The sequence below is a fragment of the Streptomyces sp. NPDC024698 genome, from assembly GCF_055559015.1.
Window position 1 is genome coordinate 36,009 of sequence record NZ_JBVHLK010000009.1, and the last position, 18,083, is coordinate 54,091.

Below are 18,083 nucleotides of genomic sequence, written 5' to 3' on the forward strand. Positions count from 1 at the left end.
CGGTCACCGCGCCAGGGCCCCTTGGCGTACGCGGGCGCAGCTGCTGGAGATGAGGCGGGAGACGTGCATCTGCGAGATGCCGAGCTTTTCGGCGATGCGGCCTTGCGTCATGTCCTCGAAGAAGCGCATGTAGAGGATGGTCCGCTCCCGTTCGGGGAGCCGGCGGAGCTCTTTGGCGGCCGCCTGTCGGTCGACGACGGTGTCGAAGGAGGAGTCGGTGCCGCCCAGGGTGTCGCCGAGGCTGTATCCGTCGTCGCCCGCGCCTACTTCCACATCGAGGGAGAGGGCGCTGAAGCCTTCCATGGCCTCCATCCCGGCACTCACCTCGTCCTCGGTGAGGCGGGCATGGCCGGCGATCTCAGCGATCGTCGGCTCGGCCGGGCCGGGCTGCTGGCGCAGTTCACGGCGGGCGACCCGCACACGGTTGCGTAGTTCCTGGACACGGCGCGGAACCCGCACGGCCCACATCCGGTCCCTGAAGTGGCGTTTCACCTCGCCGGTGATCGTCGGGACGGCGTAGCTCTCGAAGGCGCCGCGGGCCGGGTCGAACCGGTCGATGGCCTTGATGAGCCCGAGGGCAGCGACCTGGCGCAGGTCCTCGGTGGCTTCACCTCGGTCGCGGAAGCGGCCGGCGATCCGGTGCGCCATGGGCAGCCAGAGACTGACCAGCTCATCGCGCACCGCGTCCCGCTCGGGCCCGTCCTCCAGTTCCACCAGCCGGATGAACAGAGCGCCGGATTCGGGTGAGTCGTCAAAGCCTCGGTCCGCGCCAACGGTAGCGGCGTCGGCCGGCTGGGCCTCGGAGTTGGCGTCGGTGTGCGGACGGACTACGGAGTTCTCGGAAAGCACGCGGGATCCCTCCTGGACGGCGCGTCCGGGCGGTGCGCGAGGACAGCAACGCGGGGCCCGAACGCAGGTGATGGGACATGCCGTACAGAGAAGGGCTACGCAGACCGCAGAAGAAGCCGCGGCCGCGTGGATCAACTCCGCTTGGCTCGCGCCTCCGGTCCGAAGCACACACCCCCGTCTGCCCCGCGTCCACACCCGCAAACAGTCCCTTCGACGCCGCGTGTCCCCGGGTTGCCGCGACGCCTCGTTGAACAACGATCGGAATCTGCCCGCTTGGCGGCGTGGTGCCGGCCACCCTGTGCCGCCGTCGGCACGCCTCGGCAGCGCCTGGCTCATCCGGCGTGGCCCCGTCTCCTGCGGCATGGGCTGTAGCGACCACACTCCCGGCGACGCATACATCGGATCCCCCCGGATCCCAACGGCTCTCCCCCCGGTCGCTTGGCGATCCGGGAAGGGGGTACCGGGAAGCCGTCAACCGTTTCAGGATGATATGAGGAGTTTGTCGTGGTGATCCGGCACAGAGCCATCGACAGGTCATCAGCGGCGAACGGTGGCAGCAGACCGATGCGACGCCCGGACATCGGGCTCGTCCGGGACGCCTGCCGTAGGAGCTGAACATGCTGGACGCCGTCGTCATCGGATCAGGCCCGAACGGCCTCGTGGCCGCGAACCTCCTTGCCGACTCGGGCTGGAGTGTCGAGGTCCTGGAAGCACAGAGTGAACCCGGAGGCGCCGTTCGCAGCGACCGCGGAGTGCACCCGGACTACGTGAACGACATGTTCAGCGCCTTCTACCCCCTCGCCGCGGCGTCGCCGATCATGCAGAGCCTGGAGCTTCAGGCCGACGGTCTGCGCTGGTCCCACGCACCGTCCGTGCTCGCCCATCCCCTCCCCGACGGACGCTGTGCCGTCCTGGAGCGGTCGAAGGAAGCGACTTCGGAAGGGCTGGACGCCTTCGCCGCGGGGGACGGAGCCGCATGGTCGCGTATGTGCGGCACCTGGGATCGCATCAGCGGGGACATGCTCAACGCCTTGTTCACCCCCTTCCCCCCGCTCAAGGCGGCTGCCCGTCTGGCGCTGCGACTGCGCGGGCCGGTCGGGCTGCCGCTCGCCCGGTCCCTCCTGTTGCCCGCGCGACGGCTCGGCGAGGAGGAGTTCCGGGGCGACGCCGGGCGCCTGCTCCTCACGGGGAACGCACTGCACGCCGATCTCGCCCCTGAGGCCGCTGGCAGCGGCGGGTTCGGATGGCTGCTGTGCATGCTCGGGCAGCACTACGGATTCCCCGTCCCCGCCGGAGGCGCGGGAGGTCTCTCGGCCGCGCTCGTCCGGCGCCTCGAACGACACGGCGGCGTCGTCCGCTGCGGTGAACCCGTGCGGGAGGTCGTGGTCCGAGGAGGCCGCGCCGTAGGAGTGCGCACGGCGATGGGGGAAGCCATCCCGGTACGACACTGTGTGCTGGCCGATGTGTCGGCGCCGAATCTCTACGGCGGCTTGGTGGACGAGCGACATCTGCCCTCCGCGCTCGTGGAGAGCATGCACCGCTTCCAGTGGGACTTCGCCACCTTCAAGATCGACTGGGCACTGGGCGGACACATCCCCTGGAGCGTCGAAGCCGCTGCCGGCGCGGGCACCGTCCACCTGTCCGACAGCGTCGACGAGCTCACCCGCTTCGCGGCACAGCTGGCCTCCGGGAGGGTCCCCGACCGGCCCTTCACACTGCTCGGGCAGATGACGACCTCGGACGCCTCGCGCTCACCGCGGGGAACGGAGTCCGCCTGGGCCTACACCCACGTTCCGCAGACCATCGTCGGCGACGCCGGCCCGGACGGCATCAGCGGAGTTTGGGACGAGCGGGACCAAGAGGCCATGGCCGACCGCGTGGAACGGCACGTGGAGCACTATGCACCCGGCTTCCGCTCGCTGATCCGGGCCCGCAGAATCCTGGCACCTCCCCGTCTCCAGGCCCTGGACGCCAATCTGCACAACGGCGCGATCAACGGGGGCACGGCCAGCCTCCACCAGCAATTGCTCTTCCGGCCCGTACCGGGCACCGGGCGCCCCGAGACTCCCGTGCGAGCCCTCTATCTCGCGTCGGCTTCCGCGCATCCGGGCGGCGGAGTCCACGGTGCCTGCGGTGCCAACGCGGCTCGTGCGGCGCTTCGCAGCACCACTGGTGCGGCTCGCGCACTCACCTCTGCTCAGCGGCTGCTCTCCGGTCGGCTCGGCATCCAACAGCCCCGCCGCTGACAGAGATCGAGCCCATATGACTGTGGCCGGACCGTCAAGTTGAGTCGGGCCCGCGTCCGGCGGTGAGTTCACGGACGGCTTCCACGATCCCGTCTCCGTGCTCGTCGAGGTTCAGGGTGTGCACTCCGCGCGCCTTCACCCGATCCAGTCAGGTACCAGGTCGATCCCGATGACCGTCCCGGCGCCGCGATGGGCCGCGATGCGGGTGCACATGTCCCCGATCGGCCCCAGACCCAGCACCGCGACGCTGCCACCGGGAGGGACGGCCGCACAGTCGACGGTCTGCCCGTCCTGTAGCCGACGCGGGCCTCCGCGCTCCCATGAGCCCCCGGTCGGGGGTCAAGGCCGCGGGGAGGCACGCCCCACCGAGTATCCGACTCACGCAATCGACAGATATCGGATACAACGGTGTTGCGGGATGCCCGAGCCGAAGGCCCTGAGGTGGAACGGGAACGGGAACGGGGGGATCGTGGCCGTCACACGGAGGGCGGAGTGGAGCGCAGCACGGAGTCGACGGCAGCAAGGCGCAGTCGCTCCAATACGGCGGACTGGCGGTCGGCGCGCTCGATGAGGACGTCCAGGTGCTCGGTGAAGAGTCGCCCGTCCGTCTCCGCCAGGGCTCGCAAACTGCGCCAACAGGCCGCCTTGCCCTGCACACTCAGCAGCATGGATTCCAGCTCCAGGACATCGCTGAGCGGAGAGCGGGACAGGAGATGGCCATTGGGCTTTGCGCGGCCCGCCTTTTCGGCCAGCCAGCCGAGGGCGACCTTCGCGTAGGCGGTCGGCACCGCGAGATCGGCCATGATCTGCGTCAGCGAATCACGGTCCTGCTCCACCTCATGGGCCAGTTCCGCCAGCGTGGTGCCCTGTTCCCGGTATTGCTGGGTCTGTGTGGCCCGCCGGAAGAGTTCCAGGCCGGCGGTAGCGCCGGCGAGGTGGTCGTTCAGATAGATCGCCAGAAGGTCGGCACCGCCCCAGGGCTTGTTCGGGGACGCTTTCGAGGTTCCCGCCTCGCCGGCGGCGGGGGCGGTGGCGCGCATTTCCCGGTCCACCGAGGCGGTGAGTTCCGCCCAGCTGTCCTCGAACTTGGCGAGTCCTTGGCGTTCGAGGGTGTCGGTGACGTCCGTGAAGTCGACACCTACCCGCTTCAGCGCCTCGAAATGAGCTGTGGCGGCGGCGTAGGCATCGCCGGCCGGGCTGCGGGCAGGAAGAACGCCGTGGTCGGCGAACGCTTCCAAAGTGGCGCCGGGCATGGTGTTCACGGTGCCCGCGACGACGAGTTCGCTGACGTACATCGTGTCGGGGTAGGCCGCGTTCTTGACGCCGGTGGATGCCCACAGGGGCCGCTGCGGACGGGCCCCGGTCGCAGCGAGTGCCTGCCAGCGAGACCCCGCGGTCATCTGCTCGTGCGCCTGGTGGGCGAGCCGCGCGTTGGCGATCGCGGCCCTGCCCTTGAGCGACAGGGCCTCGGGGGTGCCGATGGCGTCGAGGCGCTGGTCGACCTCGGTGTCGACACGAGAGACGAAGAACGAGGCGACGGAGTGGATGTCCGCCAGGTCCCTTCCTGCGGCCTTGGCCTGCTCCAGTCCGGTCAAGTAGGCGTCCATGACCGCGCGATAGCGCTCCAGGGAGAAGATCAGGGTGACGTTGACGCTGATGCCCTGGGCGATGACACGGGAGATCGCGGTCAGCCCCTCGCTGGTGGCCGGGATCTTGACGAAGAGGTTCGGCCGGTCCACGGTCTCCCACAACGTCCGTGCCTGGTCGATCGTGGCGTCGGTGTCCCGCGCCAGCCGGGGGTCGACCTCGATGGAAACCCGTCCGTCGACCCCTCCGCTGCGCAGGTGGACCGAACCGAATGCCTGGCAGCCTGCCCGTACGTCGTCCGAGGTGAGGGTGAGGATGGCGTCGTCCACGCTCACGCCCTCGCGTTCCAGTCGCCGCAGTTGCTCGCTGTAGCGGTCCCCCTTGGACAGCGCGGACGCGAAGATCGTGGGATTCGTCGTGACCCCCACGACGTGCTTGTCCGCGATCAGCCTCTTCAGTTCGCCCCCGGCCAGCAACTCACGCGACAGGTCGTCCAGCCAGACCGCCACTCCGGCCGCGGACAGCTCGGCGAGCGGATCTGAGGTGATGGAAATAGTCATGCCAGATCTCCAGAAGGTGTGTGGCGCGGTCGCCTCGCCCGCCCGCCGCGGCAACCGGCGTAAGCGGTTGCGAGCGGGCGGGCGAAGGCTCGATCGAATCGTTGCTGCCGGGGACGACTCACGCGGATCGCCTCCATGACGCGGACCAAGTGCCATCGACGGAGGCACCGGTCTGTCCCACGGAGACAGATCCGCTCGCGTTGCCTGTCCTGCCTCGGCTCCGCGCTGCTGCCTGAGCCGCGGAAACCAGGCGACGGTAGTCCAGGCCCGCCGAGTCCGCGGCCGACAAGGACAGAAGACCCCCGTCGAGCCTTCGCAGCAAGGCTGCATGACCGTGGACATAGGCCGCCTCGCGCTGGGGAGTGATTCCCCGCGGCAGCCAGGAGATCATCAGAATCCTGTTGCGGCGCGCTCCGTCCACCGATGCGAAGGCCAGGTCATGGACGACGAGTCTGGGCTCGTGCGCGGTCAGCACCGACAGAAGCTCGTCCTGCGTGAAGTTGGCTTGGCGTTCGAGGACGCAGGTGTCCAAGGCGTCGCTCAGCCGGTAGACCACCGTGTTGACTTCACGCTTCCCCTTCAGCTCCCGAAATGCGCTGACGCAGCTGTCGTCCACGGATACGTGGTTGCGCATGGCACTCTCCCTCCGCCCCGGATGCGTGGGCCGATCACCGGTCCAGCGGCAGGAGCGTGTCGTGAGTAGCTCGTCGCGAGGCCGACCACGCGCCGGACGGGATGGGGAGTCGGGGGGCACCGCGTGCAGAGCCCCTCCCGGTCCGCGCAGCGGGTCCTCATGGACCAGCACCAACGTCTGTCCGCCCCAGGGACGCAACTCGATGGCGCTGCGCGCCGTGCCGAAACGGCAGCTGTCGGCTTCAAACTTCAGCCGGCGGGGGATCAACTTCGTCCACCGCCCCGCTGCGACCGCCGCCGTACTCGGCGTGGGGTGTGCTCGCGTCAGCTGTGACGCGAGCACACTGGCAGGGCCTGTTCACGCCGCGTCGGCCGGTGACGTCAACTGGTCGATCGACTGCATGGCGGCTTCCACTTCGGTGGTGGCACCGCCCGTGATGAGGGCGCCGCTCGCGGTCTCCAGGTGTGCTCGTACGAACCACTGGAACTGTTCCAGGTCTCGTAGTTGCTCGATCAGGAGGTCTTCGGTGGCCGGGTCGATGTCCCCCACTGTCTTGATCGCAGTGCGCAGGTCCTCGATCACTCCGGTGTAGACGAGGTTGAGCGCGCCGAGGTGGGCGATGGCGTCGGCGCGGCCCACGCTGTAGTCGTTCCAGGAGCGCTCTTCGACCAGGACGCCCGGCGTGCCGTGGGCGACGCCTCCCAGGGCAGCGAGACGCTCGGCGGCGTCATCAGCCATGTCCCGGACACGGTCTACCTGCGGATCGAGCATCTCGTGCACAGCGATGAAGTGCGGGCCCACTACATTCCAGTGGACATGCTTGAGCGTCAGGTGGAGATCGTTGAGGGCGTGCAGGCGCTGTTGCAGCACCTCGATGAGCGGGCCGGCGTCTTCCACCGTAAGACCCGGAACGGTGTGACGGGGGGTGGCCTGGGAAGCCATAGCCAGAACTCCTTATTTCGATTAATTGCGCTTATTTCATGTGGTTTCACTCTCCGGGTTCCCGGGATCGAAGAACGCAATCACCGCAGCCCCCGCCGCGCCGGCCGTCACCGGGCTGCGCGTCTCGCCAGGAGGTCCGCGAGGCCGCCGGGGGCCCTTCCGCGCAGGCGGGCGGCGGTCTGCACGGGGTGCTGGTCGGTCCGGGCGATGCGGTGGCCGGCCGCGGACAGCCGAATCGCAAGGTCGCGGTCCTCGCCGACCGGCAGGGAGGCGAAACCACCCACCCGCCGGTAGGCCGCTGCGGACACGCCCAGGTTCGCACCGTGAACGTGCGGGTGTTCCCACTCCCTCCATGTCGCGCCGGGCCGACGAGAGCGGAAGTAGTCGGCGTCGTGCCGGGCCACGAGGAGGGCGTCGGCCCCGGAGGGTGCGAGACGGACGGTGCCCAGGACGGCGTCGTACTCCCGTCGCGCCCAGACGGCCTGGTGGGCAAGCCAGGCCGGGGGCACGGTGGAGTCGGCATCCGTCATGGCGAACCACGCATCCGGGCCGGCATCCGCCAGCAGCTCCAGCGCGCGCTCGATGCCGGCAGCCCGCGCGGCTCCGACATTGCGGTTGCGGGTCGTCACCACGTGCGCTCCCCCACGGGTGGCCACCGTCGCCGTGGCGTCCGTGCAGGCATCCGCTGCCACCACGAGCACGACAGGTATCGGTGCCGCTCGTGCGGCGGCCACGTGCAGACTGTGCAGGCAGGCGGCGATGCGGTGCTCCTCGTCGTGGGCGGGGACGACGACCGCCGACGCCGAGAGCATCACGCGAGTCCTTCCACGCGTGCCGGGGAGAGCGCCGGGCCCGGCCCTGATGTGTGTTCGTGGACGGTGAGGGTGAAGTCGGGATCGTCGTAGCGAGCCACTCGGCTCAGGCCCGGCAGGGCGTCGAGGTCGTGGGCGATGTCGCGGCCCGTGCAGGTGTGTTCGGCCACCGGGTGGTTCCAGTGCACGGCGACCAGATGACCGGCCTCCTTCAGACTCTCCACGCTCCGGCGGAGCAGCCGTGCACGGGAGCCGGCGTCGAAGTAGTAGAGCAGTTCCGACAGCACCACCAGGTCGAAGGTGCCCTCGGGCCACTGGTCGGGCACCCTCATCCGTCGCACCATGACGTGGCCCATACCGGTGGTGCGCCGAGCCGCGGCCTCGACCGCCGAGGCGACACGGTCGGTGGAGAGCAGGTGGTCACAGCGGGCGGCGAGGAGTTCGGTCAGCACGCCGATCGAGCAGCCGGGCTCGAAGACCCGCCGATAGCGGCGACGGGGCAGAGCCGCAACGGTCAGGACGTACTTGCGTCGGTCGTACCAGCGCTCTCCCAGGTGCCACGGGTCGGCGGCGCGGGCGTACTGGTCGTCGAAGTAGCTTGCGGGGGTGTTCACCGGATCACCGTCTCGAAAGCGCGGGTGTGATGGGCGATCTCCTGCGACGGCAGCACCGGTGCCATGCCGCCGCGACGTGGCTGCAGTTGGCTGGCGAAGCGGGCCACGGCCGCCCTCTTCCGGTGGATCACGGCCTCGGCCAGCGGGAGAACAGACGCCCGGTGCCACGGCACGCGGGGGTCGTTCGGGCGAGCCCAGTGCCACATCCACACCGGGTAGGACCACACCGGCATGGAGCGGTCACGGCCGGCGCGCCGAGCGGCTCGACCGGCGGCTTCATGGTCGCTGTGGAGGTCGCCCTCCCACGGCGCCACGCACACGGCGGCCCCGACGACGTCCAGAACCTCGCCGATCACGGCTTGAGCACGGTCCTCGTGCTCGTCGAGGGCCGTATCGGGCAAACCGGCGTGCACGGGGGCAGGCAGATCGCCGAGCTCGCCCAACGCCGCGGCGAGTTCGCCGCGGCGCCGGGCAGCCAACCGCGCCCGGGCAGTTGGCGTCGCAGGGCCGTGGGACGCTTCCCCATCGCTCAAGCACACCGTGTGGACCGCCGCACCACCCTCGAGAAGGGCGGCGATGCCACCGCCGAATCCCAGGACCTCGTCGTCCGGGTGGGCAGCCACGACGACGACGGGTCCCGGCGGGAGGATCAGATGCGGCAGGCGGTCCGGCAGTCTCGCCTGCTGCCATTCGGCCTCGTCGGTGCCCCGCGCGTCGATCGCTGCGGCGGCGGCCTGTCTCGCGGCGCCGGCGGTGTGCGCGCTCACGGGGTGGCCTCCGCCGGGTCCGCGGTCACCAGGCCGCCGAGTTCGGCCAGATTCACCTCGGCGTGGTGTTGTCGCACGTAGACCGTCAAATCCGCCACGGCGCGGGCGTGTTGTCCGTCGCGGCACAAAGGCCCGGCACCCGTGGCGCGCCCGACGTGGTCCAAGACCTCGGTGCACACCTTTTCGGTGAGCGCCCGCACTCGCAGGCTGCGCACCCGCGCTCCCTCGTGTCGGTCGAGAGGGTCGGCGTCGATCTCCTCGCCCGCCTGGCGGAGCACGCTGTCGGCCGTGTGCAGCAGCATGTCGACCGTTCCGAGGTGGGCCGCCATGTGCTCGTTCGAACGCCCCGTCGCGGCTCGCTCGTACAGCGGCGCGGCGACGGCCCGGGCACCGCCGAACCAGCAGGCCGCCACGCCGATTCCACCGTGCTGGAAACCGGGCCGGGTCAGATAGCCGTCCACCCGACCGACGGCTCGCGCGGGCACGCCGGCGAAGGACATGTCCAGGCTGTCGCTGCCGGCCATACCGATGGCCGGCCACGTCCCTGGCACGGGCTGCACGCCCGGGTGGTCGAGCGCGACCGCGAACATGCGGTACCCGTCGTCCGCCTCTGCGGTCACCAAGGCGTGGGTGCAGGTGCGGGCGCCGGAGCAGTAGGGCTTGACTCCGCTGACCCTCCACTCCTGGCCCATGTGTGTCGCCTGCACGCCGGGTCCTGGTGGGCGTGCGGCCCAGACTCCCCACCGCTCGCCCTCAGCGGGCCCGGGGTGATGCAGTTCGTCCAGGATCGCCGCGGCGTCCAGGTGTCCCTCGGCGAGCCGTGCCAGGGACAGGTCCCGTCGCCCCAGAGCCGTGAGGACGGCGAAACGGCGCGGCGTCTCCCGACCTGGCAGCGGTACGCCGGACGCCTCGCGCTCGACGAAGTCGGCGAACAGCCGTGCCGAGCATCGCTCCGGGGCGCCCGGGCCGTCGGTCGACTCGGGGGTGGTAGTGATCACGCGGACCTCCTGAACACACAGCGTGGAGGGCGCCGGCCGAGTGGGACAGACCGGCTACGTGGGGATCGATGAGCCACGAGGGGCCACAGCCCGGGAAGTTCAGAAGGGCGGTGCCTTTCGTGCACCGCCTCCGTCGCCGGCCCAGGTGTGCTTCGCACCGGTCCGTGGTCAGCGATGGGGGTGACCCTGTTCGGGGTCGTCGCCAGGAGTGCTCCATCCGTCGCCGCGGCGTGCGGGGTCCGCCACGGCCCGGCGGGCCTCTGCCGTCCTCGGCGCCGGCGTGGAGACCTTGCGCCGGGTAACCCGTCGGCCCCCGACGACGAACGCCGCGATCAGAACGGCGACCACGGCGACACCCGCCACCGTCAGCCAGAGAGCGCCCATGGAAGAGAGGGCCAGTACGGTGTTCGCTTCGTTGATCATGAGCGCCGAGTACCCGGAATCTTCACAAACACCCTTTTTCGCAAGCTGTAGTGAGGGGAGACCCGGTTACAGATGGTTCTCGGCGGCTGTGTCGATCGGCGGGCCGGCGCCGGTACCGCAGCGCGGAGAAGTGGTCGGCTGAGCTGCGTACGACCAACCAGCACGCCGACTCACGGTGGTCGGTCGCCGCGCTATTCGACGCGGTGCGCTTTGTGGTGCGCGACCCGTAGGCGTACCTCGGTGGGCCCGGGAGGGGAGCCGGTGGAGCGACTCGCGGTGCGGAGCGGGCCGGCGTACAGGGCTTCGAGGACAGCACCGGGGTCACCCTGCGGGGTGAGGTCGATCGTCACACGGGTGCGTGGGTGGGCAGGCGCGCCAGTGATGCGGACGGAGGCCTCCTCCACCCCGGGCAGAGCGCCCGTATCGGCGCCGATCGCGGCGCTCAGTGCCTGGTCGCGCAGTTCGACGCCTTCCTGCGGTGGTGTGCCACCGACGGGCAGCACCCCTGGGTGGTGTCGGCGCAGTTGGGCGAGCAGCCACCACAGGGCCGGCAACACGACGAGGGCGAGGAGCGCGATGACCGCGGGCCACCACCACCATCCCTGACTGCTCCAGCGGGCCCGGTCGGCGGAGTTGAGAAGGACGTCGTGCGGGGTGGTCAGGGGCCAGCCCGCGGGCGGGACGAGATCGTGTCGCCGGTAGACGTCGAGCCCGGCGAAGAGAATCAGCGAACCGCCGCCGAGCAGTACCACTCCGGCAAGGGCCAGCAGACTGCGGTTGAGTGCGGGGCGCGGCGTCATGGTGGCCTCCGGTCCTGGGGTGTTGGGGTCGTCCGTCAGTCGGTGCGTCGCCGCACTCGTACGACGATGCGCGGAGGGCGGGCCAGGGCGAGCCCGTCGCGCTCCTCGCCGAGGACGGCGACGAGATCGTCCTTGACGTTCCGTGAGTCTCGGAAGCGGACGTCCGCACGGGCTTTGACGCGGTGCCGCCGCACCCGGACGCGGGCCTTGGTCACCCCTGGTACCCGCATGGCGGCATCGCGCAGGAGGGCGGCGGCACCGTCGCGGTCCAGAGAGGCGCGCAGCTCGGGCGCGGGAGAGCGCATGGGCAGCCAGTGACGCAGGCCGGGGGTGAGGGCCAGGACGATCAGCCAGACGCCGATGGCGGCCGCCGCGGCGGCTCCCGTGAGCATCCACACGTCGTCCACGGGGCGGGTGGCCAGTTCATCGGCCAGGTGATGTCGCCAGGCCGCCGCGGCACGTCCCGTCCGGACGGCGACGACGTCGACCAGCGCCGCACCCGCAGCCAGGAGAACGACCGAGGCGACCAGCACGGACGGAATACGACGTGCGGACCACGGGCGATGTGCCCGGCGCCCACCGCTCTCCTTGGCGACGGTCGGTGGTGGCGCGTCCTGTTCGGGCACGCCGGGCTCCTGGGGTTCCTTCGTCAGCGGTACGGCGGCGCGGTGCCCGGGGCCGGGGACGGGAGGGCTCGGGTCGGGTGTCATTCCGGCCTCCTTCGTACGTGGCGTGGCGTGCCCGGCAGGCCCGGGCCGCGCAGCGCCTATCGGACCCGTCCCCGGCTGTCTCCAACGGTGGTTACCAGCCGCCGGACGGTGAGGATGATCTCTCCCACCTCCAGACCGGTCAGTCGTGTCACCCGTTCGGCGACGTCGCGCTGAATCCGCTCGCAGACGTGGGGAATGTCGGTGGGGTAGGGCAGGTCCATGGCCAGGTGCAGACGCACCGATCCGGTACGGACGGCGGCGTCGGCGCTGGGCGCCGCCGCTCGGCTCCGGTCGGGCGGTAGGGCGGCGCGCCGGGCCTGGGCCGTACGTGCGGCCTGGGCGGCGATCCGGGCGACGACCTTGTCCGGGATGACGGTGGCTCCTCGCTCCGCCGGGGGCGGCAGGCCTGCGGCCCGTACGAGTGGGCCGGGCCCGTCGCCGCTGGATGGGGTACTCACCGCTGCCGCCGGCGCAGGTCGAGGTCGCCCTGTACCGCGAGGCCGCCGATCAGCCCCGCCGCACCCAGCACCAGAACCAGCAGGAATGCCCAGAAGCCGCCGAAATAGCCGGCGAAGCCGAGGGCCATGCCTGCCACGAGACCTGTCGTTGCTGCGTTCATCATGCACTCACCCGTCTTGCAAGCGTGATCGTCCGTATGGTCACCCGCCCATGCGCAGGCATGGCCGTGGGTCACGGCGGTCGGTCACCTCACGCGGCCCTCGTCCGCGTGGGCCTCGTCATCCTCTTCGTCGGGGAGATGAACGTCGTCGACGACGATGTTCACCTCGACGACCTCCAGTCCCGTCATCCGTTCCACGGCGCTGATCACGTTGGTGCGTACCTCGCCGGCGACGTCGACGATGGAGACGTCGTACTCGACGACGACGTCCAGGTCGACGGCGGCCTGGCTCTCACCGACCTCGACCTTCACCCCGCGCGTGGCCGCGCCTGAGCCTCCGCCAGGGACGCGTTCCCGCACGGCGCCGAAGGCGCGGGCCATCCCCGCTCCCAGGCTGTGGATGCCCGGTACCTCCCGCGCGGCCATGCCCGCGATCTTGGCCACCACGCCGTCCGCGATGGTGGTCTTCCCCCGTGTCTCGGCCGGAGCACCGACCCCGGTACGGCCCTTGAGCGGGCTGACGGCCGTGTCGGGCCGACTGCCTCCGCCGACGCTGGTGATGTTGTCTGCCATGGTGGTCGCCTCGATCGGTGTGGGACACCCGTGCGGTGTCCGTCGAAAGGTGAAATCTGGGCAGGGCTTGGGGCTTGGTTCGCACCTGGGGTGCTAAGACGTCCCTACCGCCGTACTTCGGAAGTCGTGTACAAACGCAGTCGCGGCCGCCCTGTTGCCCGGCCTTCCACGCCGGCGCGCTCACGCTCGTCGGAGTGCCTCATCGCGTCGTCCTCGGAGTGGGCTGGGTTGGCGCGGGGATGGTCGCTGCGGCGGGCTGTGCCGGATGCGGTGGTGTTGTGTAGCCGGGCTGCGGGGCGGTGACATCGGGAGTCTCCTGGCCTCCGCGGGCGATGCCCGACGCGGTGGTGTTGCCGTAGGGCAACGAGGCGCCGTCGCCGGTATCGCCGACGGTCCGTGAGCGACGGTGGGACCGTCGGCCCTGCTCAGGCCGGTCCGCGACCTGCTGCCAGCCCGGGTCTTCGTCCCACGCGATGTCGTAGTGCTCGTAGAGCCGGTGCTCCTCGTCCACCGTGAGGAAGCCCCCGGCGTCGACGTCGACATGAGGGGCGTCCTTGACGGTGCTCTTGGCGTAGGGAACCTCGAGATGGTCCTCCACCACCGTGGCCTCGCGCAGGGGCACGAAGGACTCACCGGTGCCGAAGAGTCCGGTCCTGACACTGACCCACTCGGGCTCGCCGGTGGCGTCGTCCTGGAAGAGATGCCTGATGTCGCCGATCTTGCTGCCGCCGGCGTCGTACACCGGGTGGTCGAGCACGTCGGCAATCTGCGCTTGGGTGATCATCCTGGCCTCCTGCCCTCGTGGTCTCCTTCCGCGTAACCCGCTCATCAGCATGAAAACGCTTTTATATGGACTAAATACGCCTTATCATCCCCTGCGTCCGAGTGCGGCCCGTTACGCGGTACGACTTCCAGGGAGGTGCGGGTCCGCGCTTCGGCAAGGGACCAGGCCCGGCGTGCATGCCTGTGGGAGATGACGCCAGGGCGGTTGTGGCTTCCGCCAACGATCCGGGCCCGGCCGGCACATCGCTTGATTGGCCAACGCCCATCCCATGGACCGCTCTTGACGGTGCTTGTGCCACACGAGGGCCGGCGGCCGGCCGGACATGCCGAAGGGCCCGATCCGGTCAGGATTCGGGCCCTTCGAGCCGCCCACCTGGGTCCCGGCGGTGGCGTACGAGACAGACCGAGTCGAGGGCAGGGGTGCCTCGCGGCGCACCCCTCACGTGCGGCAGCGGACCGGAATGTCGGCTGTTGGTCAGCCGGGCCAAGTTCCGGTCAGTTGGCGTGTGGTGGTGGCGCCGGCACGGTCGACGGCGGCTTTGACTGCGGCGAAGATGGCGCCCTGGACGGTGGCGGCCAGGAGGATTTCGCCCCAGTTGCGGTCCTCGTCGGTAGCGTCGGGTGCGCCTTTGTGGTGACCGAGCACCTTCCATGCCTGTTTGAAGGCGGCCCCGGCGATCATGCCGGTGATGGCTCCCAGGGCGAGTCCGACGGGCTTGTAGGCGATCTTCGAGGCTTTCATCGGTTCAGCCTTTCCTGCGGCGGCTTGCCAGCCACAGCACGGTGATGCCCGCGGCGGCGACCAGCAGTACGGTGCGGTGGTCCCGCGCCAGCTGCGCGGACCGGGCCGTCTTCTGCCGCAGGGGTTCGGGTGCCTTCTCCCCCCACATCCGTCCGGCCCGAGCCGTCGCCGAGCGGACCTGCTCCGCTGCCTGGGCGGCTGTGTCCTTGACCGAGTCGGGCAGCTTGTCCTGGACCTGGGAGGTGGCCTTCGCGGCCTGGGCCATGAGTTCGTCGGCCTTCAGGACGGCCTGTTCCTTCAGCTCGCCGGCCTTGTGCTGGGCGCGGGCCTTGACGTCGGGCTTGTCCGCGAGGGCCTGGACGGTCTGCCCGAGGTCATGGCGGGTCTGCTCGATCTGCTCGCGAAGCTGGTCGGGGCCGGGGGCGCTCGGCTGGTCGGCGTGGGTCATCGGTATGTGCTCCTCTTGATCTCGGCCACGTCGGCCTTGACGTTCTCGATCGTGCTCCGCGGCGTAGGCCCACCGGCCTTGCCGATCTGCTTTTTGCCGCCGAGCGCCAGGACAGCGGCGGTGACGCCGAGGGCGGCGGTGACGATGAGGGCCGCGGCCCATACCGGCAGCAGCAGGGCCAAGGCCGCGATGACGGTGGCCATCAGTGCCTGGAGCATCAGGAAGCCGGCCAGCGAGGCGCCGCCGAGCAGGCCGCCGCTCTTGCCGTAGCGCTTGCCCTTCGCCGTCATCTCGGACTGGGCCAGCTTCATCTCGCCGCGGACCAGTTCGGTCAGCTGCTTCGAGGCCTGCTGCACCAGGTCTCCCACCGGCTCGTGTCCCACGCCGTTCGCGAGGCGGCCCGAGCCCGGACCGTACGGTTGCGTACTCGACACGCGATCACCTCCTGCTCCGGTTCGTTCCCGTCGGCCGGACCGTGTCCAGAGGGGTCCCGGCCGTCCGCTGACTACGAGTACCCCGAACCGTCGAGTTCAGGAGAAACGATGTGCCGCGAGCCGGGATACCGCGTTGTCACCCTCGCGGGCTTCGTGCAGCCCCGGATGAGCCGTGGCGGTGAGCGCCAGGTGCCTGGGCTGTCACGCGTCGCCTTCGTCGAGGCGGCGCAGGTCGTCCTCGTCCCATTTCCGGGTGTCGCGGGGCTGGGTGTAGGGCTCGGTCTCGGGCGACATGCCGCCGGCGATGGCCCGCTGGCGTACCGCTTCAGCGTCGAATTCCAGACCTAGGAGGATGGCCAGGTTGCTGATCCACAGCCATACCAGGAAGACGACGACTCCGGCCATCGTGCCGTAGGTCTTGTCGCACGAGGCGAAGTTGGCGACGTAGAACGCGAATCCGGCGGAGGCGATCAACCAGATCGTCAGGGCCAGGAAACTGCCCGGAGTGGAAGCGGGTGCGGTCGGTGGTGAGCATGTCTGCGCGGAGCCGATGCCCCACACGCACATCCAGCGACCGGTGAACGCCGATCGCTTCGGGGCTCACTGCCAGAGCAACCGTCAAGACGTGTGGAGGGGAGCTCGGACCCAGCGGTGATATACGTCCATGTCGACGTTGCTGCCGCAGACGATGGTGGCTACGTGTCGGCCGGCGAAGCGGTCGCGGTCTTCGAGGATCGCCGCGACGCCGAGCGCGGCCGACGGTTCGACGACGAGGCCGGCGTGGTCGAGGAGCATCCGCATACCGGCGATGATCGACGCCTCCTGGACCAGGACGGCGTCGTCGGCGACCACGAGGAGGTCGTCCAGGACGGCCGGGATGGGAAATCGGCCGGCGACGCCGTCGGCGATGGTGTGGGTCGAGTCGGTGGTGACGACGCGCCGTTGGCGCCAGGAGTGTGTCAGCGCCGGAGCGCCGAGCGGCTGGACGCAGATCACCTCGACCTCGGGCGCCAGGGCCTTCACCACATGGCCCACACCGGTGGCCAGCGCCCCGCCGCCGAGAGCGATCAAGACAGCGTCGAACGACGGCGCGGCGTCCACCAGTTCCAAGCCGATGGTCGCCGCGCCCTCGCAGGTCTCGATGTCCAGGCTGTCCTCGACCAGCCGGATGCTCTCGCGGTGCGCGATGGCCGCGGCCCGCTCACGCGCCATCTCGTGGTCGCCGTCGACCAGTTCCAGCCGGGCGCCCAGTGCGCGGATGCGATCGAGCTTGGTCCGCGTCGCGAAGCGGGACGCCACGACGGTGACGTCGAGCTGCCGGCCGCGACCGGACCAGGCGAGCGCTTGGCCTAGGTTGCCGGCACTCGCGCACACCACGGCTCGCGAGCCGTCATCGACGAGTCGGCTCGCGACCACCTCGGTGCCACGGGCCTTGAAGCTGCGGACCGGGTTCGCTGTTTCGAGCTTGATGCTCACCGCGCATCCGACATGGGGCTCCAGCGCCTCGCAGCGGTACAGCGGAGTGTCGCGGAACATCGGGTCGATCACCCGGCGAGCCGCTCGGATCCGAGCGGTGTCGAGGCGCGTCTCCTGCACGACACAGCAGCCTAGCGCCGGTGGCTGACGCTTCAGGAGTAGTCGTCAAAGTCTGCTTCGCCACAGACTTGCTCGGTGGGCCCGGTCAGCGGGCTGCGGGCATCGGCCGTCAGGTGCGCGGCGGGCGGGTGGCGGTGTCGAGGTAGAAGGCGTCGATGCTCTGGACGGCCTGCTCGAACTCCTCCAGGTTGACCGGCTTGGTCACGTAGGCGTTCGCGTGGCTGCTGTAGGCGTCGGCGACGTCGTCGGGCGCCGTGGACGTGGTGAGCACGACGACGGGGATGGTCTGGAGGCTTTCGTCCTTCTTGAGGATGCGAAGGAGGTCGCGTCCGTTCATCCGGGGCATGTTCAGGTCCAGGACGATCAGGTCGGGGCGCACGGTGGCAGGCGCGCGCAGGTGCTCGAGTGCGGCGACTCCGTCGGTGACCTGGACCAGGTTGCGGGCCCCGCGCTCGGAGAGGGCTTCCTCGATGAGCAGGGCGTCGGCCATGTCGTCCTCGACGAGAAGGACGTCGAAGGGCCGAGCGGGGGTGGTCATCATCGGATGCTCCATGGGTGCTTCGTCGGTGTGGTTGAAGAGCCCGGGCCAGCGACGGCGGGCACCCTGGCGGCTCATGCCGCATGCAGCACCGATCTGCGGGTATCCGGCACCCGCACGGGCGGCGGTCGCAGCGGCGCCCCGCTGGAGGCGCTCGGCCGCCTGCTGGAGCTGGTCCAGCAGGTAGAGCAGGGCCAGCGCCCGCGCCGAGTCCCCCTCCGTCGCGGACGGCACTTCTTCGAGCAGCTGTACGGCAAGGCGCCTCGCGAGCTGACCGACGGCCGCGTCCGCGACAACGGCCGTCTCCTCGGGAGTGGTTCGCAAAACGAAATTCTTGCCAGGCATATGCAGCACCTTAGGTCTCGAACCAACCCCGCGACAACCGTTGTTGTCGAACACCCTTTAGAG

The 18,083-nt window shown here is 70.1% G+C and carries 20 protein-coding genes and 3 pseudogenes; 1 reads left to right on the plus strand and 22 read right to left on the minus strand.

Translation table 11 applies throughout. From position 1 onward, the window contains the following. Positions 1–3: 3 nt before the first annotated feature. Positions 4–849, minus strand: a complete 846-nt coding sequence (locus ACZ4AA_RS21545; RefSeq protein ID WP_467604540.1) for a SigB/SigF/SigG family RNA polymerase sigma factor — start codon at positions 847–849, stop codon at positions 4–6. 617 nt (positions 850–1,466) lie between these two features. Between ACZ4AA_RS21545 and ACZ4AA_RS21550 the strand changes: the two genes are divergently transcribed. Then, complete coding sequence (locus ACZ4AA_RS21550; protein WP_467604543.1) at positions 1,467–3,095, plus strand: phytoene desaturase family protein; 1,629 nt, start codon at positions 1,467–1,469, stop codon at positions 3,093–3,095. A 40-nt stretch (positions 3,096–3,135) separates the two neighbouring features. On the opposite strand, the pseudogene ACZ4AA_RS21555 reads toward ACZ4AA_RS21550, so the two are convergent. From ACZ4AA_RS21555 to ACZ4AA_RS21655, 21 genes and pseudogenes are all read right to left on the minus strand, one after another. Further along, positions 3,136–3,380 (minus strand): annotated as a pseudogene (locus ACZ4AA_RS21555) (glutathione-dependent formaldehyde dehydrogenase); the annotation flags it as partial. 752 nt (positions 3,381–4,132) lie between these two features. Then, a pseudogene (gene tal, locus ACZ4AA_RS21560) lies at positions 4,133–5,242 on the minus strand (transaldolase); the annotation flags it as partial. A gap of 118 nt (positions 5,243–5,360) precedes the next feature. Continuing rightward, positions 5,361–5,876: an actin depolymerization factor/cofilin- and gelsolin-like domain-containing protein gene (locus tag ACZ4AA_RS21565; RefSeq protein ID WP_467604546.1), complete on the minus strand. Its 516-nt coding sequence runs from the start codon at positions 5,874–5,876 to the stop codon at positions 5,361–5,363. A gap of 357 nt (positions 5,877–6,233) precedes the next feature. Next, on the minus strand, positions 6,234–6,818 hold the full coding sequence (gene dps, locus ACZ4AA_RS21570) for a DNA starvation/stationary phase protection protein Dps (RefSeq protein ID WP_467604549.1): 585 nt from the start codon (positions 6,816–6,818) through the stop codon (positions 6,234–6,236). A gap of 107 nt (positions 6,819–6,925) precedes the next feature. After that, positions 6,926–7,630: a glycosyltransferase family 2 protein gene (locus ACZ4AA_RS21575; RefSeq protein ID WP_467604551.1), complete on the minus strand. Its 705-nt coding sequence runs from the start codon at positions 7,628–7,630 to the stop codon at positions 6,926–6,928. Then, positions 7,630–8,244, minus strand: a complete 615-nt coding sequence (locus tag ACZ4AA_RS21580) for an SAM-dependent methyltransferase (protein ID WP_467604554.1) — start codon at positions 8,242–8,244, stop codon at positions 7,630–7,632. The genes ACZ4AA_RS21575 and ACZ4AA_RS21580 overlap by 1 nt, the downstream gene beginning before the upstream one ends. Further along, on the minus strand, positions 8,241–9,011 hold the full coding sequence (locus tag ACZ4AA_RS21585) for a PIG-L deacetylase family protein (RefSeq protein WP_467604557.1): 771 nt from the start codon (positions 9,009–9,011) through the stop codon (positions 8,241–8,243). The genes ACZ4AA_RS21580 and ACZ4AA_RS21585 overlap by 4 nt, the downstream gene beginning before the upstream one ends. Further along, on the minus strand, positions 9,008–10,009 hold the full coding sequence (locus tag ACZ4AA_RS21590; protein ID WP_467604560.1) for an acyl-CoA dehydrogenase: 1,002 nt from the start codon (positions 10,007–10,009) through the stop codon (positions 9,008–9,010). The genes ACZ4AA_RS21585 and ACZ4AA_RS21590 overlap by 4 nt, the downstream gene beginning before the upstream one ends. Positions 10,010–10,177: 168 nt before the next feature. After that, positions 10,178–10,432 (minus strand): DUF6479 family protein, encoded by a 255-nt coding sequence (locus tag ACZ4AA_RS21595; protein WP_467604563.1) that lies wholly within the window; start codon positions 10,430–10,432, stop codon positions 10,178–10,180. Between the two features lie 191 nt (positions 10,433–10,623). Then, positions 10,624–11,232, minus strand: a complete 609-nt coding sequence (locus ACZ4AA_RS21600; protein ID WP_467604566.1) for an alkaline shock response membrane anchor protein AmaP — start codon at positions 11,230–11,232, stop codon at positions 10,624–10,626. Positions 11,233–11,267: 35 nt separating this feature from the next. Next, the gene (locus tag ACZ4AA_RS21605; RefSeq protein ID WP_467604569.1) at positions 11,268–11,942 is read right to left on the minus strand and encodes a DUF6286 domain-containing protein; all 675 of its coding nucleotides are present in this window, start codon (positions 11,940–11,942) and stop codon (positions 11,268–11,270) included. Between the two features lie 56 nt (positions 11,943–11,998). Next, positions 11,999–12,400 carry an Asp23/Gls24 family envelope stress response protein gene (locus ACZ4AA_RS21610; RefSeq protein WP_467604572.1) on the minus strand — a complete coding sequence of 134 codons (402 nt, stop codon included), beginning with the start codon at positions 12,398–12,400 and terminating at the stop codon, positions 11,999–12,001. Next, the gene (locus ACZ4AA_RS21615; protein ID WP_467604574.1) at positions 12,397–12,564 is read right to left on the minus strand and encodes a hypothetical protein; all 168 of its coding nucleotides are present in this window, start codon (positions 12,562–12,564) and stop codon (positions 12,397–12,399) included. The genes ACZ4AA_RS21610 and ACZ4AA_RS21615 overlap by 4 nt, the downstream gene beginning before the upstream one ends. Positions 12,565–12,645: 81 nt before the next feature. Continuing rightward, positions 12,646–13,134 carry an Asp23/Gls24 family envelope stress response protein gene (locus tag ACZ4AA_RS21620; RefSeq protein ID WP_467604578.1) on the minus strand — a complete coding sequence of 163 codons (489 nt, stop codon included), beginning with the start codon at positions 13,132–13,134 and terminating at the stop codon, positions 12,646–12,648. 199 nt (positions 13,135–13,333) lie between these two features. Beyond that, positions 13,334–13,918: a PRC-barrel domain-containing protein gene (locus ACZ4AA_RS21625; protein ID WP_467604581.1), complete on the minus strand. Its 585-nt coding sequence runs from the start codon at positions 13,916–13,918 to the stop codon at positions 13,334–13,336. 474 nt (positions 13,919–14,392) lie between these two features. Further along, entirely contained in the window at positions 14,393–14,659 is a 267-nt protein-coding gene (locus ACZ4AA_RS21630; protein ID WP_467604585.1) for a DUF4235 domain-containing protein, read from the minus strand. Between the two features lie 4 nt (positions 14,660–14,663). Then, positions 14,664–15,107: a DUF3618 domain-containing protein gene (locus tag ACZ4AA_RS21635; protein ID WP_467604590.1), complete on the minus strand. Its 444-nt coding sequence runs from the start codon at positions 15,105–15,107 to the stop codon at positions 14,664–14,666. Further along, positions 15,104–15,475 (minus strand): phage holin family protein, encoded by a 372-nt coding sequence (locus ACZ4AA_RS21640; protein ID WP_467605227.1) that lies wholly within the window; start codon positions 15,473–15,475, stop codon positions 15,104–15,106. Before ACZ4AA_RS21640 ends, ACZ4AA_RS21635 begins: the two co-directional genes overlap by 4 nt. A 267-nt stretch (positions 15,476–15,742) precedes the next feature. Further along, positions 15,743–16,048 (minus strand): annotated as a pseudogene (locus tag ACZ4AA_RS21645) (YihY/virulence factor BrkB family protein); the annotation flags it as partial. A 111-nt stretch (positions 16,049–16,159) separates the two neighbouring features. Beyond that, on the minus strand, positions 16,160–17,137 hold the full coding sequence (locus ACZ4AA_RS21650; RefSeq protein ID WP_467604594.1) for a threonine ammonia-lyase: 978 nt from the start codon (positions 17,135–17,137) through the stop codon (positions 16,160–16,162). A gap of 109 nt (positions 17,138–17,246) precedes the next feature. After that, positions 17,247–18,020, minus strand: a complete 774-nt coding sequence (locus tag ACZ4AA_RS21655; protein WP_467604598.1) for a response regulator — start codon at positions 18,018–18,020, stop codon at positions 17,247–17,249. Positions 18,021–18,083: the final 63 nt, after the last annotated feature.

Excerpts from the sequence above, each read along its gene's own strand:
- ACZ4AA_RS21605 (WP_467604569.1), bottom strand. The coding sequence starts at position 11,942 with ATGACACCCGACCCGAGCCCTCCCGTCCCCGGCCCCGGGCACCGCGCC.
- dps (WP_467604549.1), bottom strand. The coding sequence starts at position 6,818 with ATGGCTTCCCAGGCCACCCCCCGTCACACCGTTCCGGGTCTTACGGTG.
- ACZ4AA_RS21655 (WP_467604598.1), bottom strand. The coding sequence starts at position 18,020 with ATGCCTGGCAAGAATTTCGTTTTGCGAACCACTCCCGAGGAGACGGCC.
- ACZ4AA_RS21565 (WP_467604546.1), bottom strand. The coding sequence starts at position 5,876 with ATGCGCAACCACGTATCCGTGGACGACAGCTGCGTCAGCGCATTTCGG.
- ACZ4AA_RS21615 (WP_467604574.1), bottom strand. The coding sequence starts at position 12,564 with ATGATGAACGCAGCAACGACAGGTCTCGTGGCAGGCATGGCCCTCGGC.
- ACZ4AA_RS21595 (WP_467604563.1), bottom strand. The coding sequence starts at position 10,432 with ATGATCAACGAAGCGAACACCGTACTGGCCCTCTCTTCCATGGGCGCT.
- ACZ4AA_RS21620 (WP_467604578.1), bottom strand. The coding sequence starts at position 13,134 with ATGGCAGACAACATCACCAGCGTCGGCGGAGGCAGTCGGCCCGACACG.
- ACZ4AA_RS21635 (WP_467604590.1), bottom strand. The coding sequence starts at position 15,107 with ATGACCCACGCCGACCAGCCGAGCGCCCCCGGCCCCGACCAGCTTCGC.
- ACZ4AA_RS21630 (WP_467604585.1), bottom strand. The coding sequence starts at position 14,659 with ATGAAAGCCTCGAAGATCGCCTACAAGCCCGTCGGACTCGCCCTGGGA.
- ACZ4AA_RS21575 (WP_467604551.1), bottom strand. The coding sequence starts at position 7,630 with ATGCTCTCGGCGTCGGCGGTCGTCGTCCCCGCCCACGACGAGGAGCAC.
- ACZ4AA_RS21600 (WP_467604566.1), bottom strand. The coding sequence starts at position 11,232 with ATGACGCCGCGCCCCGCACTCAACCGCAGTCTGCTGGCCCTTGCCGGA.
- ACZ4AA_RS21625 (WP_467604581.1), bottom strand. The coding sequence starts at position 13,918 with ATGATCACCCAAGCGCAGATTGCCGACGTGCTCGACCACCCGGTGTAC.
- ACZ4AA_RS21550 (WP_467604543.1), top strand. The coding sequence starts at position 1,467 with ATGCTGGACGCCGTCGTCATCGGATCAGGCCCGAACGGCCTCGTGGCC.